Annotated in this window: 12 protein-coding genes and 1 pseudogene; 4 read left to right on the plus strand and 9 right to left on the minus strand. The window is 74.5% G+C overall.

Annotated elements, in window-relative coordinates; genetic code table 11:
- Positions 1-27: 27 nt before the first annotated feature.
- The 9 genes and pseudogenes from OO48_RS11255 to glgX form a co-directional block, all read right to left on the minus strand.
- Positions 28-1770 (minus strand): ABC transporter ATP-binding protein, encoded by a 1743-nt coding sequence (locus OO48_RS11255; protein WP_033214780.1) that lies wholly within the window; start codon positions 1768-1770, stop codon positions 28-30.
- Positions 1767-1925, minus strand: a complete 159-nt coding sequence (locus OO48_RS38190) for a hypothetical protein (RefSeq protein WP_157845427.1) — start codon at positions 1923-1925, stop codon at positions 1767-1769. The genes OO48_RS11255 and OO48_RS38190 overlap by 4 nt, the downstream gene beginning before the upstream one ends.
- Complete coding sequence (locus tag OO48_RS11260; RefSeq protein WP_033214782.1) at positions 1922-3643, minus strand: ABC transporter transmembrane domain-containing protein; 1722 nt, start codon at positions 3641-3643, stop codon at positions 1922-1924. The genes OO48_RS38190 and OO48_RS11260 overlap by 4 nt, the downstream gene beginning before the upstream one ends.
- Before the next feature lie 113 nt (positions 3644-3756).
- Positions 3757-5718, minus strand: a complete 1962-nt coding sequence (locus tag OO48_RS11265) for a discoidin domain-containing protein (RefSeq protein ID WP_033214784.1) — start codon at positions 5716-5718, stop codon at positions 3757-3759.
- A 160-nt stretch (positions 5719-5878) separates the two neighbouring features.
- Positions 5879-6328 carry an allophanate hydrolase-related protein gene (locus OO48_RS11270; RefSeq protein WP_425338533.1) on the minus strand — a complete coding sequence of 150 codons (450 nt, stop codon included), beginning with the start codon at positions 6326-6328 and terminating at the stop codon, positions 5879-5881.
- 20 nt (positions 6329-6348) lie between these two features.
- Positions 6349-7391, minus strand: a pseudogene (locus OO48_RS34365) (amino acid permease); the annotation flags it as partial.
- A gap of 140 nt (positions 7392-7531) precedes the next feature.
- Complete coding sequence (locus OO48_RS11280; protein WP_033214786.1) at positions 7532-9364, minus strand: ABC transporter ATP-binding protein; 1833 nt, start codon at positions 9362-9364, stop codon at positions 7532-7534.
- Entirely contained in the window at positions 9361-11205 is a 1845-nt protein-coding gene (locus tag OO48_RS11285) for an ABC transporter ATP-binding protein (RefSeq protein ID WP_063830659.1), read from the minus strand. The genes OO48_RS11280 and OO48_RS11285 overlap by 4 nt, the downstream gene beginning before the upstream one ends.
- 168 nt (positions 11206-11373) lie before the next feature.
- Positions 11374-13575: a glycogen debranching protein GlgX gene (glgX, locus tag OO48_RS11290; protein WP_033214789.1), complete on the minus strand. Its 2202-nt coding sequence runs from the start codon at positions 13573-13575 to the stop codon at positions 11374-11376.
- Between the two features lie 214 nt (positions 13576-13789).
- On the opposite strand from glgX, the gene OO48_RS11295 reads away from it, so the two are divergent.
- From OO48_RS11295 to OO48_RS11310, 4 genes are all read left to right on the plus strand, one after another.
- Positions 13790-14974: a L,D-transpeptidase gene (locus OO48_RS11295; RefSeq protein ID WP_033214791.1), complete on the plus strand. Its 1185-nt coding sequence runs from the start codon at positions 13790-13792 to the stop codon at positions 14972-14974.
- Positions 14975-15141: 167 nt separating this feature from the next.
- The gene (locus OO48_RS11300) at positions 15142-16416 is read left to right on the plus strand and encodes a L,D-transpeptidase (protein WP_081952045.1); all 1275 of its coding nucleotides are present in this window, start codon (positions 15142-15144) and stop codon (positions 16414-16416) included.
- Between the two features lie 165 nt (positions 16417-16581).
- Positions 16582-17802, plus strand: a complete 1221-nt coding sequence (locus OO48_RS11305) for a L,D-transpeptidase (protein WP_081952046.1) — start codon at positions 16582-16584, stop codon at positions 17800-17802.
- 226 nt (positions 17803-18028) lie between these two features.
- Positions 18029-18463: an ATP-binding protein gene (locus OO48_RS11310; protein WP_051732015.1), complete on the plus strand. Its 435-nt coding sequence runs from the start codon at positions 18029-18031 to the stop codon at positions 18461-18463.
- Positions 18464-18640 lie beyond the last annotated feature (177 nt).

Raw genomic sequence — 18640 nt, forward strand, 5'->3', positions numbered from 1 at the left:
GGCCGTTCCGGGCCCCCGCCGGCGGTTTCAGGCGGTGCGCCAGGTGTGCCAGAGGGCGGCGTAGGGGCCCCCGGCGGCCAGCAGGTCCTCGTGGGAGCCCAGGGCGGTGAGGCGGCCCTGGGCGAGGACGGCCACCCGGTCGGCGTCGTGCGCGGTGTGCAGCCGGTGGGCGATGGCGATGACGGTGCGGCCGGCGAGGGCGGCGGCCAGGGCGCGCTCGGTGTGGCGGGCGGTGGCGGGGTCGAGCAGGGCGGTGGCCTCGTCCAGGACCAGGGTGTGCGGGTCGGCCAGGATGACCCGGGCGAGGGCGAGCTGCTGGGACCGGGCGCCGTCGAGGTGGACCGCGGTGGGGCCGAGTTCGGTGTCCAGGCCGTCGGGCAGGTCGTGCTGCCAGCCGACGGAGTCCAGCGCGGCGGTGAGCGCCGCGTCGTCGGCCCCGGGGGCGGCGATCCGCAGGTTGTCCCGGAGGGTGCCGAGGAAGACGTGGTGCTCCTGGGTGACCAGGACGACCTGGCGGCGCAGCCGCTCCGGGGCGAGGTCGGCGAGCGGGACGCCGCCGACCGTGACGCTGCCGCTGCGGGGGCGGTCGACACCGGCCAGCAGCCGGCCGAGGGTGGTCTTGCCGGAGCCGGAGGGGCCGACCACGGCGAGGCGCTCGCCCGGCGTCAGGTCGAGGTCGAGGCCGTGCAGGACGTCCGGCCCGTCCGGGTAGGCGTAGCGGACGCCGGTGACCCGGATCCGGTCGTCGGCGGGCCCGTGCTCCCCGGCGGGGTCCTCGGCGCGGGTCTGGGCGGGGACGGGCGCGGGAGCCAGGCCCTCGACGCGGGCGTACGCGGCGGTGCTGCTCTGCAGGCCCTCCAGCAGGATGACGATGGTGTCGAGCGGGTCCGTGACGCGCTGCAGGTACAGCGCGGTGGAGACGGCCGCGCCCAGGGTCACCGCGTGGTGGGCGACCAGGACGGCGCCGAGCGGGAGGACCAGCACGGCCGGCAGGGTGTAGGAGAGGTTGATGGCGGCGAAGTAGCGCAGCCGCAGGTACAGGGTGCGCATCCGGGCCAGGTGGGCGGTGGTGACGGCCTCGCGGCCGGCGGCGAGGCGGCGCTCGCCCAGGCCGAGGGCGTCGACGGTGCGGGCGCCGTTCGCGGTGGCGGAGAGCGTCTCGGCCAGCCCCGCGGTCGCGGCGCGGTCGGCGAGGTAGGCCGGGCGGGAGCGGCGCAGGTACCAGCGCGAGCCGAGGGCGGTGCCGAGGACGGCGAGCAGTCCGCAACCGCCCAGCAGCGGGCTGACGACGAGGATCGCGCCGAGGATGAACACGACCTGGGCGCCGGCCACGAGCAGTTCGGGGGCGGCGTCCCGGAGCGTCTCGCCGACGGCGGTGGCGTCGGCGGTGCCGCGTGCGGTGAGGTCGCCGGTGCCGGCGCGCTCGGCGGTGGCGGCGGGCAGCGCGAGGACCCGGTCGAGCAACTGCTCGCGGACCTTGGCGGCGGAGCGCTCGCCGAACCGGTGCGCCAGGTAGCGGGCCTGCCGGCTGAGCAGGATCTGCGCGACGGCGCAGCAGAGCAGCAGCAGGCCGAGCCGGTCGACCTCGGCGGTGGTGGCCCGGGCGACCCGGTCGATGATCCGGCCGAGCAGCCAGGGCCCGGCCAGGCCGAGCAGGGCGGCCGCGGCGTTCAGCGCGAGGACGGCGGCGAAGGCGCGGCCGTCGGCCCGGACCAGTGCGACGGCGGCCCGTCGGACCTGGCGGGTGCCGGCGATCGGCAGGGTGCTCAACTGTCCTCCTCGGCGGGGCGGTGGGTGCGGCCGGTGCGGCCGGTGCGGCCGGAGCGGTGGGTGCGGCCGGGGCGGTGGGCGCGGGCGGTGCGGGCGGCGGCCGACTCCGGTGCGCGGCGCGGGTGTTCGGCGGGGCTCGCCGGTCGGGCCGTCAACTGGGCTCCTCGGCGGGGGAGTCGGCGTCGCGGGCGACCAGGGCGCGGTAGCCGGGGTGGGTGCGGAGCAGCTCGCGGTGGGTGCCGGTGGCGGCGACCTTGCCGTCGACCAGGTAGTGCACGGTGTCGGCGCGGTCGAGGAGGAGCGGGGAGGTGCTGGTGAGCAGGGTGGTGCGGCCGGCCCGGGCGGCGCGCAGTCCGGCGGCCATCGCGGCCTCGGTGTGGGCGTCGACCGCGGAGGTGGGTTCGACGGCCAGCAGGAACTCCGGGTCGGCGGTCAACGCGCGCGCCAGGCGCAGGCGTTGGCGCTGCCCGCCGGAGATGTCGCGGCCGCCGGCGGCGATCGGGGCGTCCAGGCCGCCGGGGAGGGCGTCGTGGACGTCCCGGGCGGCGGCGGCCCCGATCGCGGCGAGCAGGGTGGCGTCGTCGGCGTCGGTGCGGCCGCGGACGGTCTCGCGCAGGGTGCCGGCGAACAGGGCGGCCTCGTTCTCGGCCAGGGTGATCCGGTCGCGGACGACGGCCGTCGGCAGGTCGGCGAGCGGGGTGCCGCCCCACTCGGCGGTGGTGCCGGGGGCGATCCGGGCGAGCCGTTCGGCGACCGCGGCGCTGTCGGCGGGGCGGGCGCAGGCGAGCACGTCGAAGGCGCCGGGGAGCAGCCGGACGCCGGACTCCGGGTCGGTCAACCCGGCCTGCCCGGACGGCGGTCCGGCGGTGCCCGGGTCGGGTTCGGGGGCGAGCGAGAGGAAGTCGACCACCCGGCGGGCGCAGACCAGGGCGCGGGCGATGTCCTGGCCGCTCTCCAGCAGGAAGTAGACCGGGGCGACCAGCACCGCCGTGTACCCGAAGGCCGCGGCCAGCTGGCCCGGGGTGAGCTGGCCGGAGACGGCGAGGCGGGCGCCGAGCCAGGTGACGGCGGCCAGCAGCAGGACGGGCAGGCCGCCGGCGAGGGCCTGGATCCAGCTGGTGACGGCGCCGACCCGGTAGCCCTCGGCGCGCAGCAGCCGGGAGTCGTCCCGGTAGCGGGCGGCGTACACGTCCTTGCCGCCGAGGCCGTTCAGCACCCGCAGGCCGCCGGCCAGGTCCTCGAAGCGGGCGGTCAGCCGGGACTGGCGGTCGCGGTAGCGGTTCTCGGCGGCGCGCTGGCGGGCGAACAGCGGGCGCACCGCCAGGCCGAGCAGCGGCAGGCCGAGCAGGACGGTCAGTGCCAGCAGCGGGGAGAGCGCCAGCAGCAGCGCGGCGATCGTCAGGTAGCAGACCACCGCGCCGACGCCGGGGCCGACGAAGGTCAGCGCCAGGGACATCCGGGCCACGTCGGAGATGCCGATGGTGACCACCTCGCCCGCGGTCACCTGCCGGGGCAGCGCCGCGCCCAGGCGGGTGCTGTGCCGCAGCACCACGGCGACGGTGCGGAAGGTCGCGTCGCTGCGGACCAGCGTCATGGTGCGGTGCCGGCCCCAGGCGAGCGCGGCGCTGAGCAGGCCGAAGCCGAGCATCGCGGCGGACCAGCCGAGGACCGGTCCGGTCCGGCCGGCGCGCAGGCCGTCGTCCACCGCGCGGGAGAGCAGGTAGGGCTGGACGGTCAGCCCGAGCATCCAGGCGGTGCCGAAGAACGTCCCGGCCAGCGAGCGGCGGAGCTGGCTGGTGGCCAGCCAGCACAGGTAGCGCAGCGGGCTGCGGACGTCGGGTTCGCCGGGGTCGCCGGCCGTCGGGTCGTTCACGGAGCGAGGCTAGTGGCCGGGCCGGGGGCGCGGCGAGGGGTTTCCCCCCGTCGCGCCCCCGACCCGGCGGAGCTCCCGGCGGCGCCGGACCCCGGGAGCGCCGTCACGGCGGACTACGAGGCGTAGACCTGGAGTTCGGCGACCTGGCCGGCCGGCCAGCCGGTGTTGGCGGTGAAGACCAGGCGGACGTGGCGGGCGGTGGTGCCGGTCGGGAGGGTGAGCGTCGCGGTGTTGCCGCCCGCCGGGTCGAAGACGTGGCCGGCGGGGGCCAGCAGGCGGGTGAAGGCCGTCCCGTCGGTGCTGCCCTGCACCTCGACGGTCTGGGTGCGGGTGGCCCAGGCGGCGGCGGGCGGGACGGACAGGACGATCCGGCGCACCGGCAGGGCGGTGCCCAGGTCGGTCTGGAGCCACTGCGGGAAGGCGTTGTTGGGGCTCTCCCAGTAGCTGTTCGGGTCGCCGTCCACCGCGTTGCCGGAGCCGTAGACCTGGGTGTGGCCGCTCTCCGCGGTGGGCCGGTGCAGCGCCAGGTTGCCGGTGGGGACGGTGGTGGCGGAGGTGGTCGCCGTGACCTGGGCGGAGGCGGGGGAGACGTTGCCCGCCGCGTCCAGCGCCTGCACGTCGAAGGTGTAGGCGGTGGACGCGGACAGGCCGGTGACGGTGCAGGAGGTCGCGGTGGTGGTGGCCGCGGGCGCGCCGCCGAGCCGGACCCGGTAGCCGGTGACGCCCACGTCGTCGGTGGCGGCGTTCCAGGCCAGCGAGACCGTGGTGGCGCTCTGCCCGGTCACCCGCAGGCCGCCCGGCGCGCTCGGGGCGGTGGTGTCCGGCGCGGTCGGGAACGGCTGGGTCGGGCGGGCCGCCGTCACCGGCAGTTGCCCCTTGAGCATCCGGCCGCCGTCGCCGGTCAGCCGCAGGTAGTAGTCCGAGGAGCAGGCGGTGCCGTCCTCGTCCAGCGCCAGGAACCCGGATCCGGCGGGCACCCAGGCCCGGGACTCGGCGGTCTTGGCGATCTGGTTGCCCTCGTTGTACTCGTCGAACATCGAGACGTACGCGGACGCCACCCCGGCCCGGGCCATGTTGTAGAACTGCCGCCACATGAAGTCGCCGTGCGCCCGCTGCCGGTCGCCGACCCCGCCGGGCAGCACGCAGGGCTGGTAGTCGATGCCGTGCGCGGCGCACTCCGCCAGGTCGGGGAGGGTCGCCACGTTGTAGAAGTTGTCGGCGTCCGCCGCGGTGCCGATCCGGCCGACCATCCAGGGCGAGAGCATGTCGAAGGAGCGGTAGACGTCCGAGAAGCCCGGACGGGAGTCCCGGTCGCCGGTGCGCCACCAGGTCGGCACCCCGCCGATCACGTAACACCCCTGCGCCTTGAACCAGTCGACCACGTCCTGGCACTGCGCCGGGGTGAACGGGCGCTGGTCGTCGTTGAAGCCGAAGCCCCAGACGCACACCACCGGCCTCCCGTTCTGCCGGGCGTACGCGGGTGAGGCGGTGTGGGCGCGCATCTTGTTCGTCCAGTCGGTCTTGATCTCCGACTGCATGCCCGTCCAGTCCGAGACGTCGTACATGACGTAGAACTTCACGCCCTGCGACTCCGCCGCGCCGCGCACCTTGGCCGCCATCGCGTCCCGGGTCGGGCCCTCGCCGCCGGTCGGGTTGAAGCGCTGCAGGGCGGCGGTGTCGATGCCGTACTGCTTCATCCAGCGGAAGTGCAGGTCGACCGTGGACTGGTCGTAGGAGGAGAACAGGGCGGCCTGCTGCCCGTTGTCCAGGTCGGCGAAGGCCGTGGCGTACGTCCTCGGGTACTCGCGGACGTCCGGCCAGGCGACGATCGCGCTGTTCGCGGGGGAGGGGGCGGCGCCCCAGTTGCGGGCCCAGTGCCACCAGCCGTTGATCGGGGCGCCGTCGCCCGGGCAGGCGAACCAGCCCTGGTAGCCGACCGTCACCTTGCCGACCACGTCGCCCGGCGCGCTCGCGGCGCGGGCCGCGCCCGCCGTCAGGCCCTCGCCCAGGCCCACCGCCCCGAGCGTGCCCGCTGCCGCGGCCGCCTGTAGGAACACCCGTCGCGATACCACCATGCCGTTGCCTCCGCCCGGTTGACGACGTCCTGTCAGGTCCGCGACCCGACGACCCGGGATCGTAACGACGCCGATATTCGGCAGCAATATGTTCAACAGGGATTGCAAGAATTGGACGAGCTGGTTGAAAGGGGCCGACTGGTGGGTGGTCGGTGAGAGCTCAGCGGCGTCCGGCCAGGTGGGCGGCCCAACCGCCGGACGCCGTGACGTCCACCGCGCCCGCCAGCGCGGCCGGTTCGCAGAGGAAGCCCGGCGCGGTCGAACCGTCCGCCAGCCGGACCGAGCCCAGCGTCATCGGGTGCGGCAGCGCGGCCAGCAGTGCGCCCAGGCCGGCGGCGGGCAGTTCCCAGAGCTCGCCCGCCAGGCCCGCCCCGCCCTCCGCCACCCGGACCAGGCCGGGCTTGGGCGGGACGGTGTCCAGCGCGTACATCCAGTACTCCGGGGCGGTGCGCACCTCGGCGGCGAACCGGCCGCCCAACGCGGTCAGTTGGCCGTTCAGCGGCTGCCCGGTCAGGTGGGCGCCGAACACCGCCAGGCGCACCGGCGGAGCGGTCGGCGGCCGGGCGAGCGCGGCCGGCCGCTCCTCGGTGCGGGCCGGGCCGACCAGCATCACGCCGAACGGCAGGCCGCCGACAGCCGGCGCCACCCCGGCAGCGCACCGTCGCGGGCCATCGAGAACACCATCCGGGCGCCCGCCGTCTGCATCGCCAGGGTGCCCACGCACACCGCGACCGCGACGTCCGCGAGCAGCACCCGGCCCAGCCCGTCGCCCAGCCGGCTGGTCAGCACGTACAGCAGTCCCTCCGCCGCCAGCCGCCCGTGGGTCAGGCTCGGGGCGGCCGGCACCCCGCCGAGCAGCAGCAGCCCGCCGCTCAGACCGGCGGCGGCCAGCGCGGCCAGGATCGTCCGGGGCGCGGTCCGGCGCGGGGCCACGGTCTCCTCGGAGAGCTCGCCCGCGCTGTCGAAGCCGATCATCACGTACGCCGCGGTGAACGCCCCCACCAGCAGCGCCCAACCGCCGCCGCCGTCCGGCGCGGTGCGCAGCAGCGCGCTCGCCGGCTGCTCGGCGTGGCCGAACAGCGCCGCCACGATCAGCGCGATGCCGACGATCTCCGCCGTCACCCCGACGCCGTTGACCAGCGTCAGCACCCGGTTGTCGACGGCGTTGACGAGCGTGGTCAGCGCGATCAGCGCGGCGCCGAGCAGGACGGCGTTCGCCGCGCCGCTCGCCGCGGCCGGGGAGGGGTCGCCGCCCAGCAGCTGGAAGCCCGGCCACAGGGCGGGCAGCACCACCTGCAGCGCGAGGGCCGCCGCGGCCACCACCACGACCTGGCCCAGCACCATCAGCCAGCCGTGAACCACCCGTACACCGGGCCGGCCATCCGGCTCGCCCACTGGTAGATCGCGCCGGAGAACGGGTGGCGGGCGGCGAGTTCGGCGAAGCACGCGGCCACCAGCAACTGGCCGAGCAGCACGGCGGGCCAGGTCCAGGCGAAGGCGGGGCCGGCCGCGCCGTAGCCGAACGCGAAGAGCTGGAAGACCGTGGTGAGGACCGAGATGAAGGAGAAGCCGGCCGCGAACGAGCCGAACCGGCCGATGGTGCGGTGCAGTTGCTGGGGGTAGCCGACTGCCCCGGTGGCGACCGGGAGGGCGGGCGTCGTGCTGGTGGTCATGGGGTACCGGCCTTCCGCAGGCTTTTTCTGTCGGGTGACAGAAATTAGGGCGCCGCGGATTCCCGGGTGTTGCCCGGGAGTTGCCCGGTGGTTGCCGTCTCCTCACGCCGGCCCTCCGGCGGGCGAGGTGGGCCCGACCGCTACACCAGGCTGTCCTTCCACGTCCGGTGCAGGGTGGCGAAGCGGCCCTCGCCGGCGATCAGGGCGGCGGGGGTGCCGTCCTCGACGACGCGGCCCCGGTCCATGACGAGGACGCGGTCGGCGATCTCCACGGTGGACAGGCGGTGGGCGATGATCACCGCGGTGCGGCCGGCCAGGACCGTCCGCATGGCGTGCTGGACGGCCTGCTCGCCGGGGACGTCGAGCGAGGAGGTGGCCTCGTCGAGGATCAGCACGGCCGGGTCGGCGAGCAGGGCGCGGGCGAAGGCCACCAGCTGGCGCTGGCCGGCGGAGATCCGGCCGCCGCGCTTGCGGACGTCGGTGTCGTAGCCGTCGGGGAGGGCGGCGATGAACGCGTGGGCGCCGATCGCCCGGGCCGCGGCCTCGATCTCGGCGCGGGTGGCGTCGGGCTTGCCGACGGCGATGTTCTCGGCGACCGTCCCGGAGAACAGGAAGGACTCCTGGGTCACCATCACCACGTTGGCCCGCAGGTCGGCGGTGGACAGCTCGCGCAGGTCGACCCCGTCGAGCGTGACGGAGCCGGCGGTCGGGTCGTAGAACCGGGCGAGCAGTTTGGCCAGCGTCGACTTGCCGGCGCCGGTCGCGCCGACCACGGCGGTGGTCCGCCCGGCGGGCAGCCGCAGGTCGAACGGGGGGAGGACCTGCTCGCCGTCGGCGTAGCCGAAGGCGGCGGCGCGGAAGACCACCTCGCGGCCCTTGCCGGCGGCGGCGGGCAGCTCGGCGGGCTCGGCGGGCTCGGGCACCGACGGCTCGTGGGCGAGCAGGCCGGAGATCTTCTCCAGCGCGGCGGCCGCGGACTGGTAGCTGTTGAGGAACATCGCCAGCTGGTCGATCGGGTCGTACAGCCGGCGCAGGTAGAGCACGAAGGCGGTGAGCACGCCGAGTTCGAGGCTGCCGTCGGTGACCAGGAAGGCGCCGAGGACGACCACGCCGGTGATCCACGCGTTGGCCGTCAGCCGGGACAGGAAGACGTACCTGGCCATCTCCAGCAGGCCGTCCGCGGTGGCGGTGGCGGACTGCCGGTTGACGGCGCCGAACGCCTCGTCGTTGGCGGCCTCGCGGCGGAACGCCTGCACCGGGCGGATGCCGTTCATGGTCTCGGTGAAGCGGACGATCAGCCCGGCGCTGACCGTGCGGGAGCGGCGGTAGACCTGCTGGGAGCGGCGCCGGAAGGACCTGATGACCAGGTACATCGGCAGGAAGGAGGCCAGCGCGGCCAGGCCCAGGCGCCAGTCGACGACCACCAGCACGACGGTGATGTAACCGACCGACAGGCAGACCATCAGCAGCTCCTGCAGGCCCTCGGAGAGCAGCTCGCGCAGGGTGTCCACGTCTCCGGTGGCGCGGGAGATGATCCGGCCGGAGGTGTAGCGCTCGTGGAAGTCGAGGCTGAGCCGCTGGGCGTGCCGGAAGATCCGGCCGCGCAGCTCCAGCAGGACGTCCTGGTTGATCCGGGCGGCGAGCCGGATGAACGCCCGCTGCAGCAGCGTCGCGGCCAGCGCGCAGCCGAGGTACGCGGCGGTGACGGCGACCAGCGGCCCCCAGTCGTGCCCGCGCAGCGCCGGGACGCCCCGGTCGATGGCGTAGGCGACCAGCAGCGGGCCGGTCTGCAGCGCGGCCTGCTGGAGCAGGACGGCCAGCACCGCGACGGCGATCCGGCGGCGGTGCGGGGCGAGCAGCGAGCCGAGCAGGGCGCGCGGGGCGCCGGGCGGGACGGGGATGTCCTGGTTGTCGGCGGCCGGGGGGAGGAGGTCGTCCTCCTCGGTGACGGGTTCGGCGACGGCGGTGGTCATCGGGCCAGCGCCCCTTCCAGCTCGGGCTCGCCGGACATCAGGGCCCGGTAGGCGGGACAGGAGCGCAGCAGCTCCTGGTGGGTGCCGACGGCGGCGATCCGCCCGTCGGCGAGCAGCGCGACCCGGTCGGCGAGCAGCACCGTGGACGGGCGGTGCGCGACGACCAGGGCGGTGGTGCCGGACAGGACCTCCCGCAGGGCGCGCTCGACCAGCGCCTCGGTGTGCACGTCGAGCGCGGAGAGCGGGTCGTCCAGGACCAGGAAGCGGGGCTCGCCGACCACGGCGCGGGCCAGCGCGAGGCGCTGGCGCTGGCCGCCGGACAGGCTCAGGCCCTGCTCGCCGACCTCGGTGTCCAGGCCGGCGGGGAGCTTGTCGACGAAGCCGGCCTGCGCGGTGGCGAGGGCGGCGGCGACCTGCTCGGGGGTGGCGTCGGGGGCGCCCATCAGGACGTTCTCCGCGACGGTGGCGGAGAACAGCGTCGGGTCCTCGAAGGCGACGGCGACCTGGCGGCGCAGCTCGGCGCGCGGTACGTCCCGGATGTCGGTGCCGTCCAGGGTGATCGACCCGGCGGTGGGCTCGTACAGGCGGGGGAGCAGCGCGGTGAGCGTGGTCTTGCCGCTGCCGGTGGCGCCGACCAGGGCGAGCGTCTCGCCGGGGCGGACGTGCAGGTCGACGCCGGCCAGCAGGTCGGGGGAGCCCTCCGGCGCGTCCGGGTAGCGGAAGCGGACGCCGGTGAAGCGGATGCCGAGGTCGGCGGAGGGGGCGCGGCCGGACGGGGGGTCGACGGGCTCCGGCTCGTCCATCACCTCGAAGTAGCGGTTGGCGGCGCTGGCGGCCTCGGCGGCGAAGCCGAGCAGCCAGCCGATCGACTCGACCGGCCAGCGCAGCGCCATCGCGGTGGACAGGAAGGCGACCAGGGTGCCGACCGAGAGCTGGTCGTGGGCGACCAGGACGGCGCCGGCGGCCAGCACGCCGCCCAGCGCCAGTTCGGGCAGGCCGACGATGACCGCCCACAGGTCGCCCAGCAGGCCGGCCTTGCGCAGCTCGGTCTCGCGCAGGGCGGCGCTGCGGTCGCGGAACTCCTCGGCCATGGTGCGGTGCCGGCCGAAGGCCTTGAGGATCCGGATGCCGAGCACCGACTCCTCGACCACGGTCGCCAGGTCACCGTTCTGGTCCTGGGCGAGCCGGGAGGCGGCCGAGTACCCGGCCTCGAAGCGGCGGGTGAAGAACATCAGCGGGATCGCCGGGAGCAGGGTGATCAGGGCGAGCCGCCAGTCCAGCACGAACATCAGCGCGGTGCCGGTCAGGAAGACCGTGGAGTTGACCACCAGGAAGACCAGCGGGAAGGCCAAGAACAGCCGCAGCACGAACAGGTCCGAGGTGGCCCGGGAGAGCAGCTGGCCGGAGGGCCAGCGGTCGTGGAAGGAGATCGGCAGCCGCTGCAGCTTGGCGAACAGCTCGCCGCGCAGCCTGGTCTCGACCCGGGCGAGCGGGCGGGCCACGATCACCCGGCGGACGCCGAACAGGACGGCCTCGGCGACGCCGAGCAGCAGCAGGGCGCCGGCCAGCGGCCACAGGCCGGACAGGTCGCGGTGGGCGACCGGGCCGTCGACGATCCGGCGCAGCACGACCGGGACGGCCAGCACGCTGAGCGAGGCGATCCCGGCGGCCGTCATCGAGCCGAGGATCCGCCAGCGGGCCTCGCGCGCGTAGGGCCACAGGCGCAGCAGCGAGCGCACCGCGGACCGGGGTGCCGGTACGGGTGAACCTGTCGGGCCGCCTGTTGACGGGGTGTTCGGATCCGCGGGGGTGGGCGGAGCTGAGGTCTGGTTCTCGGCCATCGCCGAGAGGGTAGGCCGTGCCGCTGACATTTCTCACCCGGTTTTTTGCCCCTGTCGGCGGGAACCGGCCAGGCCGGGTGCGCCGGGTGCGCCGGGTGCGCCGGGTGCGCCGGAGAACGCCGAGGCCGGCCGCCCGGTGCCCTGAACGCCCCGCCGGGCCCCGCGCGTTCACCCCGCCGTCAGCAGCACCGCCGAACGGCCGGTCAGCAGCACCTCCGTCACCGGCGCCGCGTCCGGCTCGCCGGCCAGCGCGGTGTCCAGCACCGGGACGTGCGGCGCGGGCAGGGTGAAGCGCCGGGGCTCGGCGGCGGCGTTCAGCAGCAGCAGGAAGTCGGCGTCCCGCACCTCGCGGCCCCGTTCGTCGCGCTCGGAGATCGCGCCGCCCGACAGCCGCATCGCCAGCGCCTGCCCCGGCGAGAACCAGTCCCCGTCCGTCATCTCCCGGCCCGCCGGGGTCAGCCAGGTCAAGTCCCGCTGACCGTCCGGCCCGGCCGGGCGGCCGGAGAAGAACGCCCGCTGCCGCAGCACCGGGTGCGCCCGGCGCAGGTGCACCAGCTTGGCGGTCAGCTCGGCCAGCGAGCGCCAGTCCGGGTCGTCCAGCAGTGACCAGTCCAGCCAGCTCGTCGCGTTGTCCTGGCAGTACGCGTTGTTGTTGCCGCCCTGGGTGCGCCCCATCTCGTCGCCCGCGGTCAGCATCGGCACCCCGCTGGAGAGCAGCAGCGTGGTCAGCAGGTTGCGCAGCTGGCGCACCCGCAGCGAGCGGACCGCCGGGTCGTCGCTGTCGCCCTCCGCGCCGTGGTTCCACGAGCGGTTGTCGTCCGTGCCGTCCCGGTTGTCCTCGCCGTTGGCCCCGTTGTGCTTGCGGTCGTAGCTGACCAGGTCGCGCAGGGTGAAGCCGTCGTGCGCGGTGACGAAGTTGACCGAGGCGTACGGGCGGCGGCCGCCGCGCTGGTACAGGTCGGAGGAGCCGGACAGCCTGGTCGCCAGCTCCCGCACGTCCGGCCGGGCGCCGCGCCAGAAGTCCCGGACGGTGTCCCGGTAGTGGTCGTTCCACTCGCCCCACAGCGGCGGGAAGCCGCCCACCTGGTAGCCGCCCGGGCCGACGTCCCACGGCTCGGCGATCAGCTTGACCCGGCTGAGCAGCGGGTCCTGCGAGACGGCGGCCAGGAACGGGTGCTCCATCTCCACGCCGTCCCCGCCGCGGGCCAGCGCGGCCGCCAGGTCGAACCGGAAGCCGTCCACGCCCATCTCGGCGACCCAGTACCGCAGCGAGTCGGTGATCAGCCGGATCACCTGCGGGCGGCGGGTGTCCAGCGTGTTGCCGCAGCCGGTGTAGTCGGCGTAGCCGCGGCGGGAGCGGTCCGGCCGGTAGTAGCCGGCGTTGTCGATGCCGCGGAAGGACAGCGTCGGGCCCATCACGCCCTGCTCGGCGGTGTGGTTGTAGACCACGTCGAGGATCACCTCGATGCCCGCCGCGTGCAGCGCCCGCACCATCCGCTTGAACTCGCCGACCTGCTGGCCCCGGCTGCCGCTCGCCGAGTAGCCGGCGTGCGGGGCGAAGAAGCCGAGCGTGTTGTAGCCCCAGTAGTTGACCAGGCCGCGCGCCTGCAGGTGGTCCTCGCTGACGTGGTGGTGCACCGGCAGCAGCTCCACCGCCGTCACCCCCAGCCGCGTCAGGTGCGCGAGGGCCGCCGGGTGCGCCAGCCCCGCGTAGGTGCCGCGCAGTTCGGGCGGCACCTCGGGGTGGCGCATCGTGAAGCCGCGCACGTGCAGCTCGTACAGCACCGTCTCGGCCCACGGGGTCTTCGGCCGCTGGTCGTCGTACCAGTCGTCGGCGTCGTCCACCACCACGGCCTTGGGCACGTACGGCGCGGAGTCCCGGTCGTCCCGGACGGTGTCCGCCACGTCCCGCTCGGGCCAGTTGCGCACGGCCCCGCAGGTCGCGTCGTGGGCGGTGTAGGCGCCGTCGATCGCCCGGGCGTACGGGTCGAGCAGCAGTTTGGCGGGATTGTGCCGGACGCCGGTCCACGGGTCCCACCGGCCGTGGACGCGGAAGCCGTAGCGGGTGCCGGGCAGCACGCCCGGCAGGTAGCCGTGCCAGGTCTGGTACGTCTGCTCGGACAGCCGGTGCCGGCTCTCCCGGCCGCGCTCGTCGAACAGGCACAGGTCGACCGCCTCGGCGCCCGGTGCCCAGAGCGCGAAGTTGGTGCCCCGGCCGCCGTCCGGGTCGGTGCGGAACCGGGCGCCCAGCGGCTGCCAGCTGCCCGGCCAGGGCGGGGCGGCCTCGGGCCGGGGCGCCGAGCCGTTCCACCGGGCGGCCGACCGCGCCTCCCGGGCCGTGCCCGCACTCAGCTCCTGCCACGCCGTCATGGCGACCCTCCCAGCGATCCGGGGGCCCGTCCCCGTTCTTCCGGTTGTTCCCTGTCCGACGGCCCTCGTCACCCCAGGTCGGGCGGTGTGACGCACCGTGATCGATCATGTGCCCAGCGGAGCCGGGTGCGGAAACCATTCGGCCGTGTCCGGTGAGTGGAATCGATCGTTGTGTCCGGTATCGGGTGGTAGCTGACGAACGCGGGAGGACGGCATGCGTGCCGCGGGACGGCTCTGGGCACGGCCGGCGGCCGCCGTCGCCCTGGTGCTGCTGGCCGGCTGCTCGGGCGGCGGCGGCCCGAACGGCGACGCGGCCCCGGCGGGCTCCCGGGCCCAGCTGTCGGTGGAGCCCGGCGACGGCGCGCAGGACGTCCCGGTGGACGGCCGGGTCGCGGTCTCGGTGGCCGGCGGGCGGCTGCTGACCGTCCGGCTCGCCGACGACCGGGGCGCGCCGGTGCCCGGCACGCTCAGCGCCGACCGCACCGGCTGGACGGCCGACCGCCGGCTGGCCACCGCCACCGCGTACACCCTGGACGCGGTCGCCGAGGACGGCGCCGGGCTGCGCGCCGCCCAGCACGCCGGCTTCACCACCGCCGCCCCCGCGCACACCTTCGTCGGCTTCTTCACCCCCGAGGACGGCTCCACCGTCGGCGTCGGCATGCCCGTCTCGCTGCGCTTCTCGCGCCCGATCGAGAACCGGGCCGCGGTCGAGCGGGCCGTCGCGGTCGTCTCCGACCCGCCGCTGGAGATCGCGCCGCACTGGTTCGGCGACCGGCGGCTGGACTTCCGCCCCCGGGAGTACTGGCCGGCCGGCACGAAGGTCACCCTGCTGCTGCGGCTCAAGGACGTCGAGGGCGCGCCCGGCCACCTCGGCACCCAGGACAAGGACGTGCACTTCACCGTCGGCCGCTCGCTGGTGGCCGCCGTCGACCTGGACGCCCACACCATGACGGTCCGCCAGGACGGCCGGGTGCTGCGCACCCTGCCGGTCAGCGGCGGCAGCCCCGAGCACTCCACCTACCTGGGCGCCATGGTGGTCTCCGAGCGCTTCGAGGAGACCAGGATGAACTCGCAGACGGTCGGGCTCGGCGACGAGTACGACATCAAGGACGTCCCGCACGCGCTGCGGCTGACCGCCTCCGGCACCTTCGTGCACGGCAACTACTGGAGCGACCGGGCGGTCTTCGGCGCCGCCAACACCAGCCACGGCTGCATCGGCCTGCCCGACGCCAAGGGCGGCTCGGACGGCTCCCCGGCCGGCTGGCTCTACCGGCACACCATGGTCGGCGACGTGGTGGAGGTGCGCGGCTCCCGCGGCGAGCGGGTCGCCCCCGACAACGGCCTCTCCGACTGGAACCTCGACTGGGCGCGCTGGAGGGCGGGCGGCGCGGTTCACTGAACCGGCACCCGGCTCCCGCCGGACCTTCACCCGACCGGGCCGGTTATCCTGACCGCGCGCGACCGGAACCCCGTCCGAACGGGGCCCGGACCGCGGGCGGCCCGGCGTGACGGATACCGGGCGCCGGCACGGGTATTCGCCGGGAGTACCGGGAGGGGAGCAGCGCGGTGGAGACGGTTCGTACGACCGGAGCGGTGGCGGGGCGCGGGCGGCGGGCCAGGCGGTCCGCGGCGGCCCTGCTGGTGGGCGGCGCGCTGCTGCTCTCCACCGCGGCCTGCAACGACGACGGCGGTGGCAAGGGCTCGACGGACGCCAAGGGCGGCGCCTCGGCCGGGGCCCCGGCCGACAGCGGCTCCCCGGCCGACGGCGGCGGCGTCCCGAAGGCCTCGGCGGCCCAGCTGACCGTCACCCCGGCCGACGGCGCGGCCGACGTGCAGCCGAAGGACGGCCTGCGGGTGGCGGTGACCGGCGGCAAGCTCACCACCGTCACGGTGACCGACAAGAACGGCAAGGCGGTCGACGGCAAGATCTCCGACGACGGCCTGAGCTGGAAGCCCGGCGGGCAGCTCGGCGTCGGCACCACCTACACCGTCTCCGCCCAGGCGGTGGACGCCGAGGGCCTGGTGGCCGCCTCGACCAGCACCTTCACCACGCTGACCCCGGCGAAGACGGCCGGCACCAGCGACAACATCGCCGACAACGGCACCTACGGCGTCGGCATGATCGTCTCGGTGACCTTCGCCAAGCCGATCAAGAACAAGGAAGCGGTGCTCGGCGGCATCACCGTGACCAGCTCCGACGGCAAGACCGCCCGGGGTCACTGGTTCGGCGACAAGCGGGTGGACTTCCGCCCGGAGGACTTCTGGACGCCGAACACCAAGGTGACGGTCAAGTACCGGCTCAAGAACGTCGAGGTGTCCCCCGGCGTGTACGGCGACGTCGACAAGGACGAGCCGTTCGGCATCGGCCGCTACCAGGTCTCGACGGTCGACGCGGCGGCCCACACCATGACGGTGGACAGCGGCGGCGGCAGGACCGAGACCGTCCCGATCACCGCGGGCAACGACGAGAACCCCTCCTGGAACGGCACCATGCTGATCTACTCCAAGGAGGTGGTGACCCGGATGAACTCGGCCACCGTCGCCAACGTGAAGGGCGCCGAGTACGACGTCCAGGACGTGCCGCACGCGATGCGGCTGACCCGGACCGGCACCTACGTGCACGGCAACTACTGGGGCGGCAACGTCTTCGGCCGGACCAACGCCAGCCACGGCTGCGTCGGCCTGGCCGACGTCAAGGGCGGCAGCGACACCTCCAACGGCGGCAAGTTCTTCAAGTCCTCGATCATCGGGGACGTGGTGAAGATCAAGAACTCCAAGGGCAAGACCGTCGACGGCGACAACGGCCTGAGCGGTTGGACCATCCCGTGGAGCAAGTGGTAGCCCGCGGCGTGCGGACCGCGACGGCCCGGTGGTCACCCGACCGCCGGGCCGTCCGCCGTTCGTGACCGTACCGGGACACTTCTCACGCAACGTTTCCGCCCGCCGACCCGTCATATCAACCGAAAGACCTGTCACCCGACGGGCCGGTGTGTGGGGAGAGCGAACGTGAAGGCGAAGCGCGGGGGATACGCGGTGGTGGGGGCGCTCGCGGGCGCCCTGGTGCTGATGACCACGGCCGGGTGCAGCACGGACACGGCGAAGGCGGACAGCCCCAAGGGCTCGGCCAGCGCCGCCGCCGGTGCGGGCTCCGGCGACGCCGTGCCCGCGGTCTCGGCCGCGACCATCGCGATCGAACCGGCCAACGGCGCCACCGGGGTCAAGCCGACCGGCGCGATCAAGGTGACGGCCGGCAACGGCAAGCTCACCTCGGTCAAGGTCACCGGCCCGGACGGCGTCGAGGTGCCGGGCGAACTGACCTCCGACGGCACCGGCTGGGCGCCCAAGGGCAGCCTGACCGTCGGCACCGCCTACACCGTGGACGCGCTGGCCGAGGACGGCAAGGGCGTGGTCGCCAACGCGCGCTCCACCTTCACCACGCTCACCCCCGACAAGGAAGCCGGCACCAGCGACAACATCGCCGACAACGGCGAGTACGGCGTCGGCATGATCGTCTCGGTGCGCTTCGACCGGGCGGTGAAGAACAAGGACGCGGTGCTGGGCGGCATCACCTTCGAGGCCTCCGACGGCACCACGGTCAAGGGCCACTGGTTCGGCGACAAGCGGGTCGACTTCCGGCCGGAGAACTACTGGAACCCCGGCACCAAGGTCACCATCCACTACAAGCTGAAGAACGTGGAGACCGCGCCCGGCGTGTACGGCGACGTGGACAAGGACGAGCCGTTCACCATCGGCCGCTCGCAGGTCTCCACCGTCGACGTCAACACCCACAAGATGGCGGTCGTCCGGGACGGCCAGCAGGTCGACACCGTCGAGTTCACCGCCGGCAAGGCCGGGTACGACACCTGGAACGGCGTCATGGTGGTGGAGGCCAAGGAGGGCACCACCCGGATGACCTCGGCCGGCGTCACCAAGGAGGGCTCCGGCGACGAGTACGACCTGGTGGTTCCGCACGCCATGAGGTTGACGGACTCCGGCACCTACGTGCACGGCAACTCGTGGAGCGCGGGCGTGATCGGCCACTCCAACGGCAGCCACGGCTGCATCGGCGTGACCGACACCAAGACCGGCAGCCCGAGCGCCCCGGCGGGCAAGCTCTACGACTCCAGCCTGGTCGGGGACGTGTTCAAGGTGGTCAACTCCAAGGGCAAGGTGGTCGACCCGTCCAACGGCCTGGGCGGCTGGAACACCCCCTGGGCGCAGTGGTGACCCTCGGGCGTCCGTTCGGTTGCTGACGGCATATGCCAAACGAATAGTGATCGTTTGCTCATTGTCCGTACGCGCCTGCTCGCGTTCCGCAATGATGGGGCGCATGGCGGCATGGGGCGAAGCAGAGCGGTCATCACTTCCACTGGCCGGCACCAGAGGTGACGGATCGTCAGGGTTCGGCGCCCCAATGGTGCTGGCCGACCTGGAGCGGTTGACGCCGGAGGAGATGGAGCACCTCTTCTTCGGCGTCCTCAGCGATCCCGACGCCGCGGAGGAGGTGCGGCTGCCCTCCCGCCCGCAGTCGGCGGGGGTGGCCCGGCGGCTGGTGCTCTCGGTTTTACGGACGTGGAAACTCCATCAGCCCATGGAGGCGGTGGAGTTGCTCACCGGTGAACTGGTGGCCAACGCCGTCCGGCACACCGGCGGTCGGATGATCGGACTCAAGGTGACCCGCCGCCCCGGCTGGCTGCGGGTCGAGGTGCGCGACTCCTCGCGCGCCCTGCCCTGCCTGATCCAGGCCCCCGAGGTCGGCTACCGCAACGGCCACGGCCTGCGCCTGGTCGAGTCGATCGCCGACCGCTGGGGCGCCGACCTGCTGCCGCGCGGCAAGGGCGTCTGGTTCGAGATGAAGATCCGCGACCGGGCCGCCGCCACGGCCTGAACCCGCCCCCGCCCGCCCGCCTGGCATCCGAAGGTGAAATCGACCACACGCCTTGGTTTCGATTTTGTCCCCCGCCCATGGCGTGCGATAGTCATCCAAGTCGGGCGGCACAACCCGGCACTTCCCCTCCGGCGGCACGCACCCCCTTGGCCCCCGGAGGACGCACAGGGGCCCCGG

This window comes from Kitasatospora phosalacinea, assembly GCF_000716545.1.
Lineage (GTDB): Bacteria > Actinomycetota > Actinomycetes > Streptomycetales > Streptomycetaceae > Kitasatospora > Kitasatospora phosalacinea.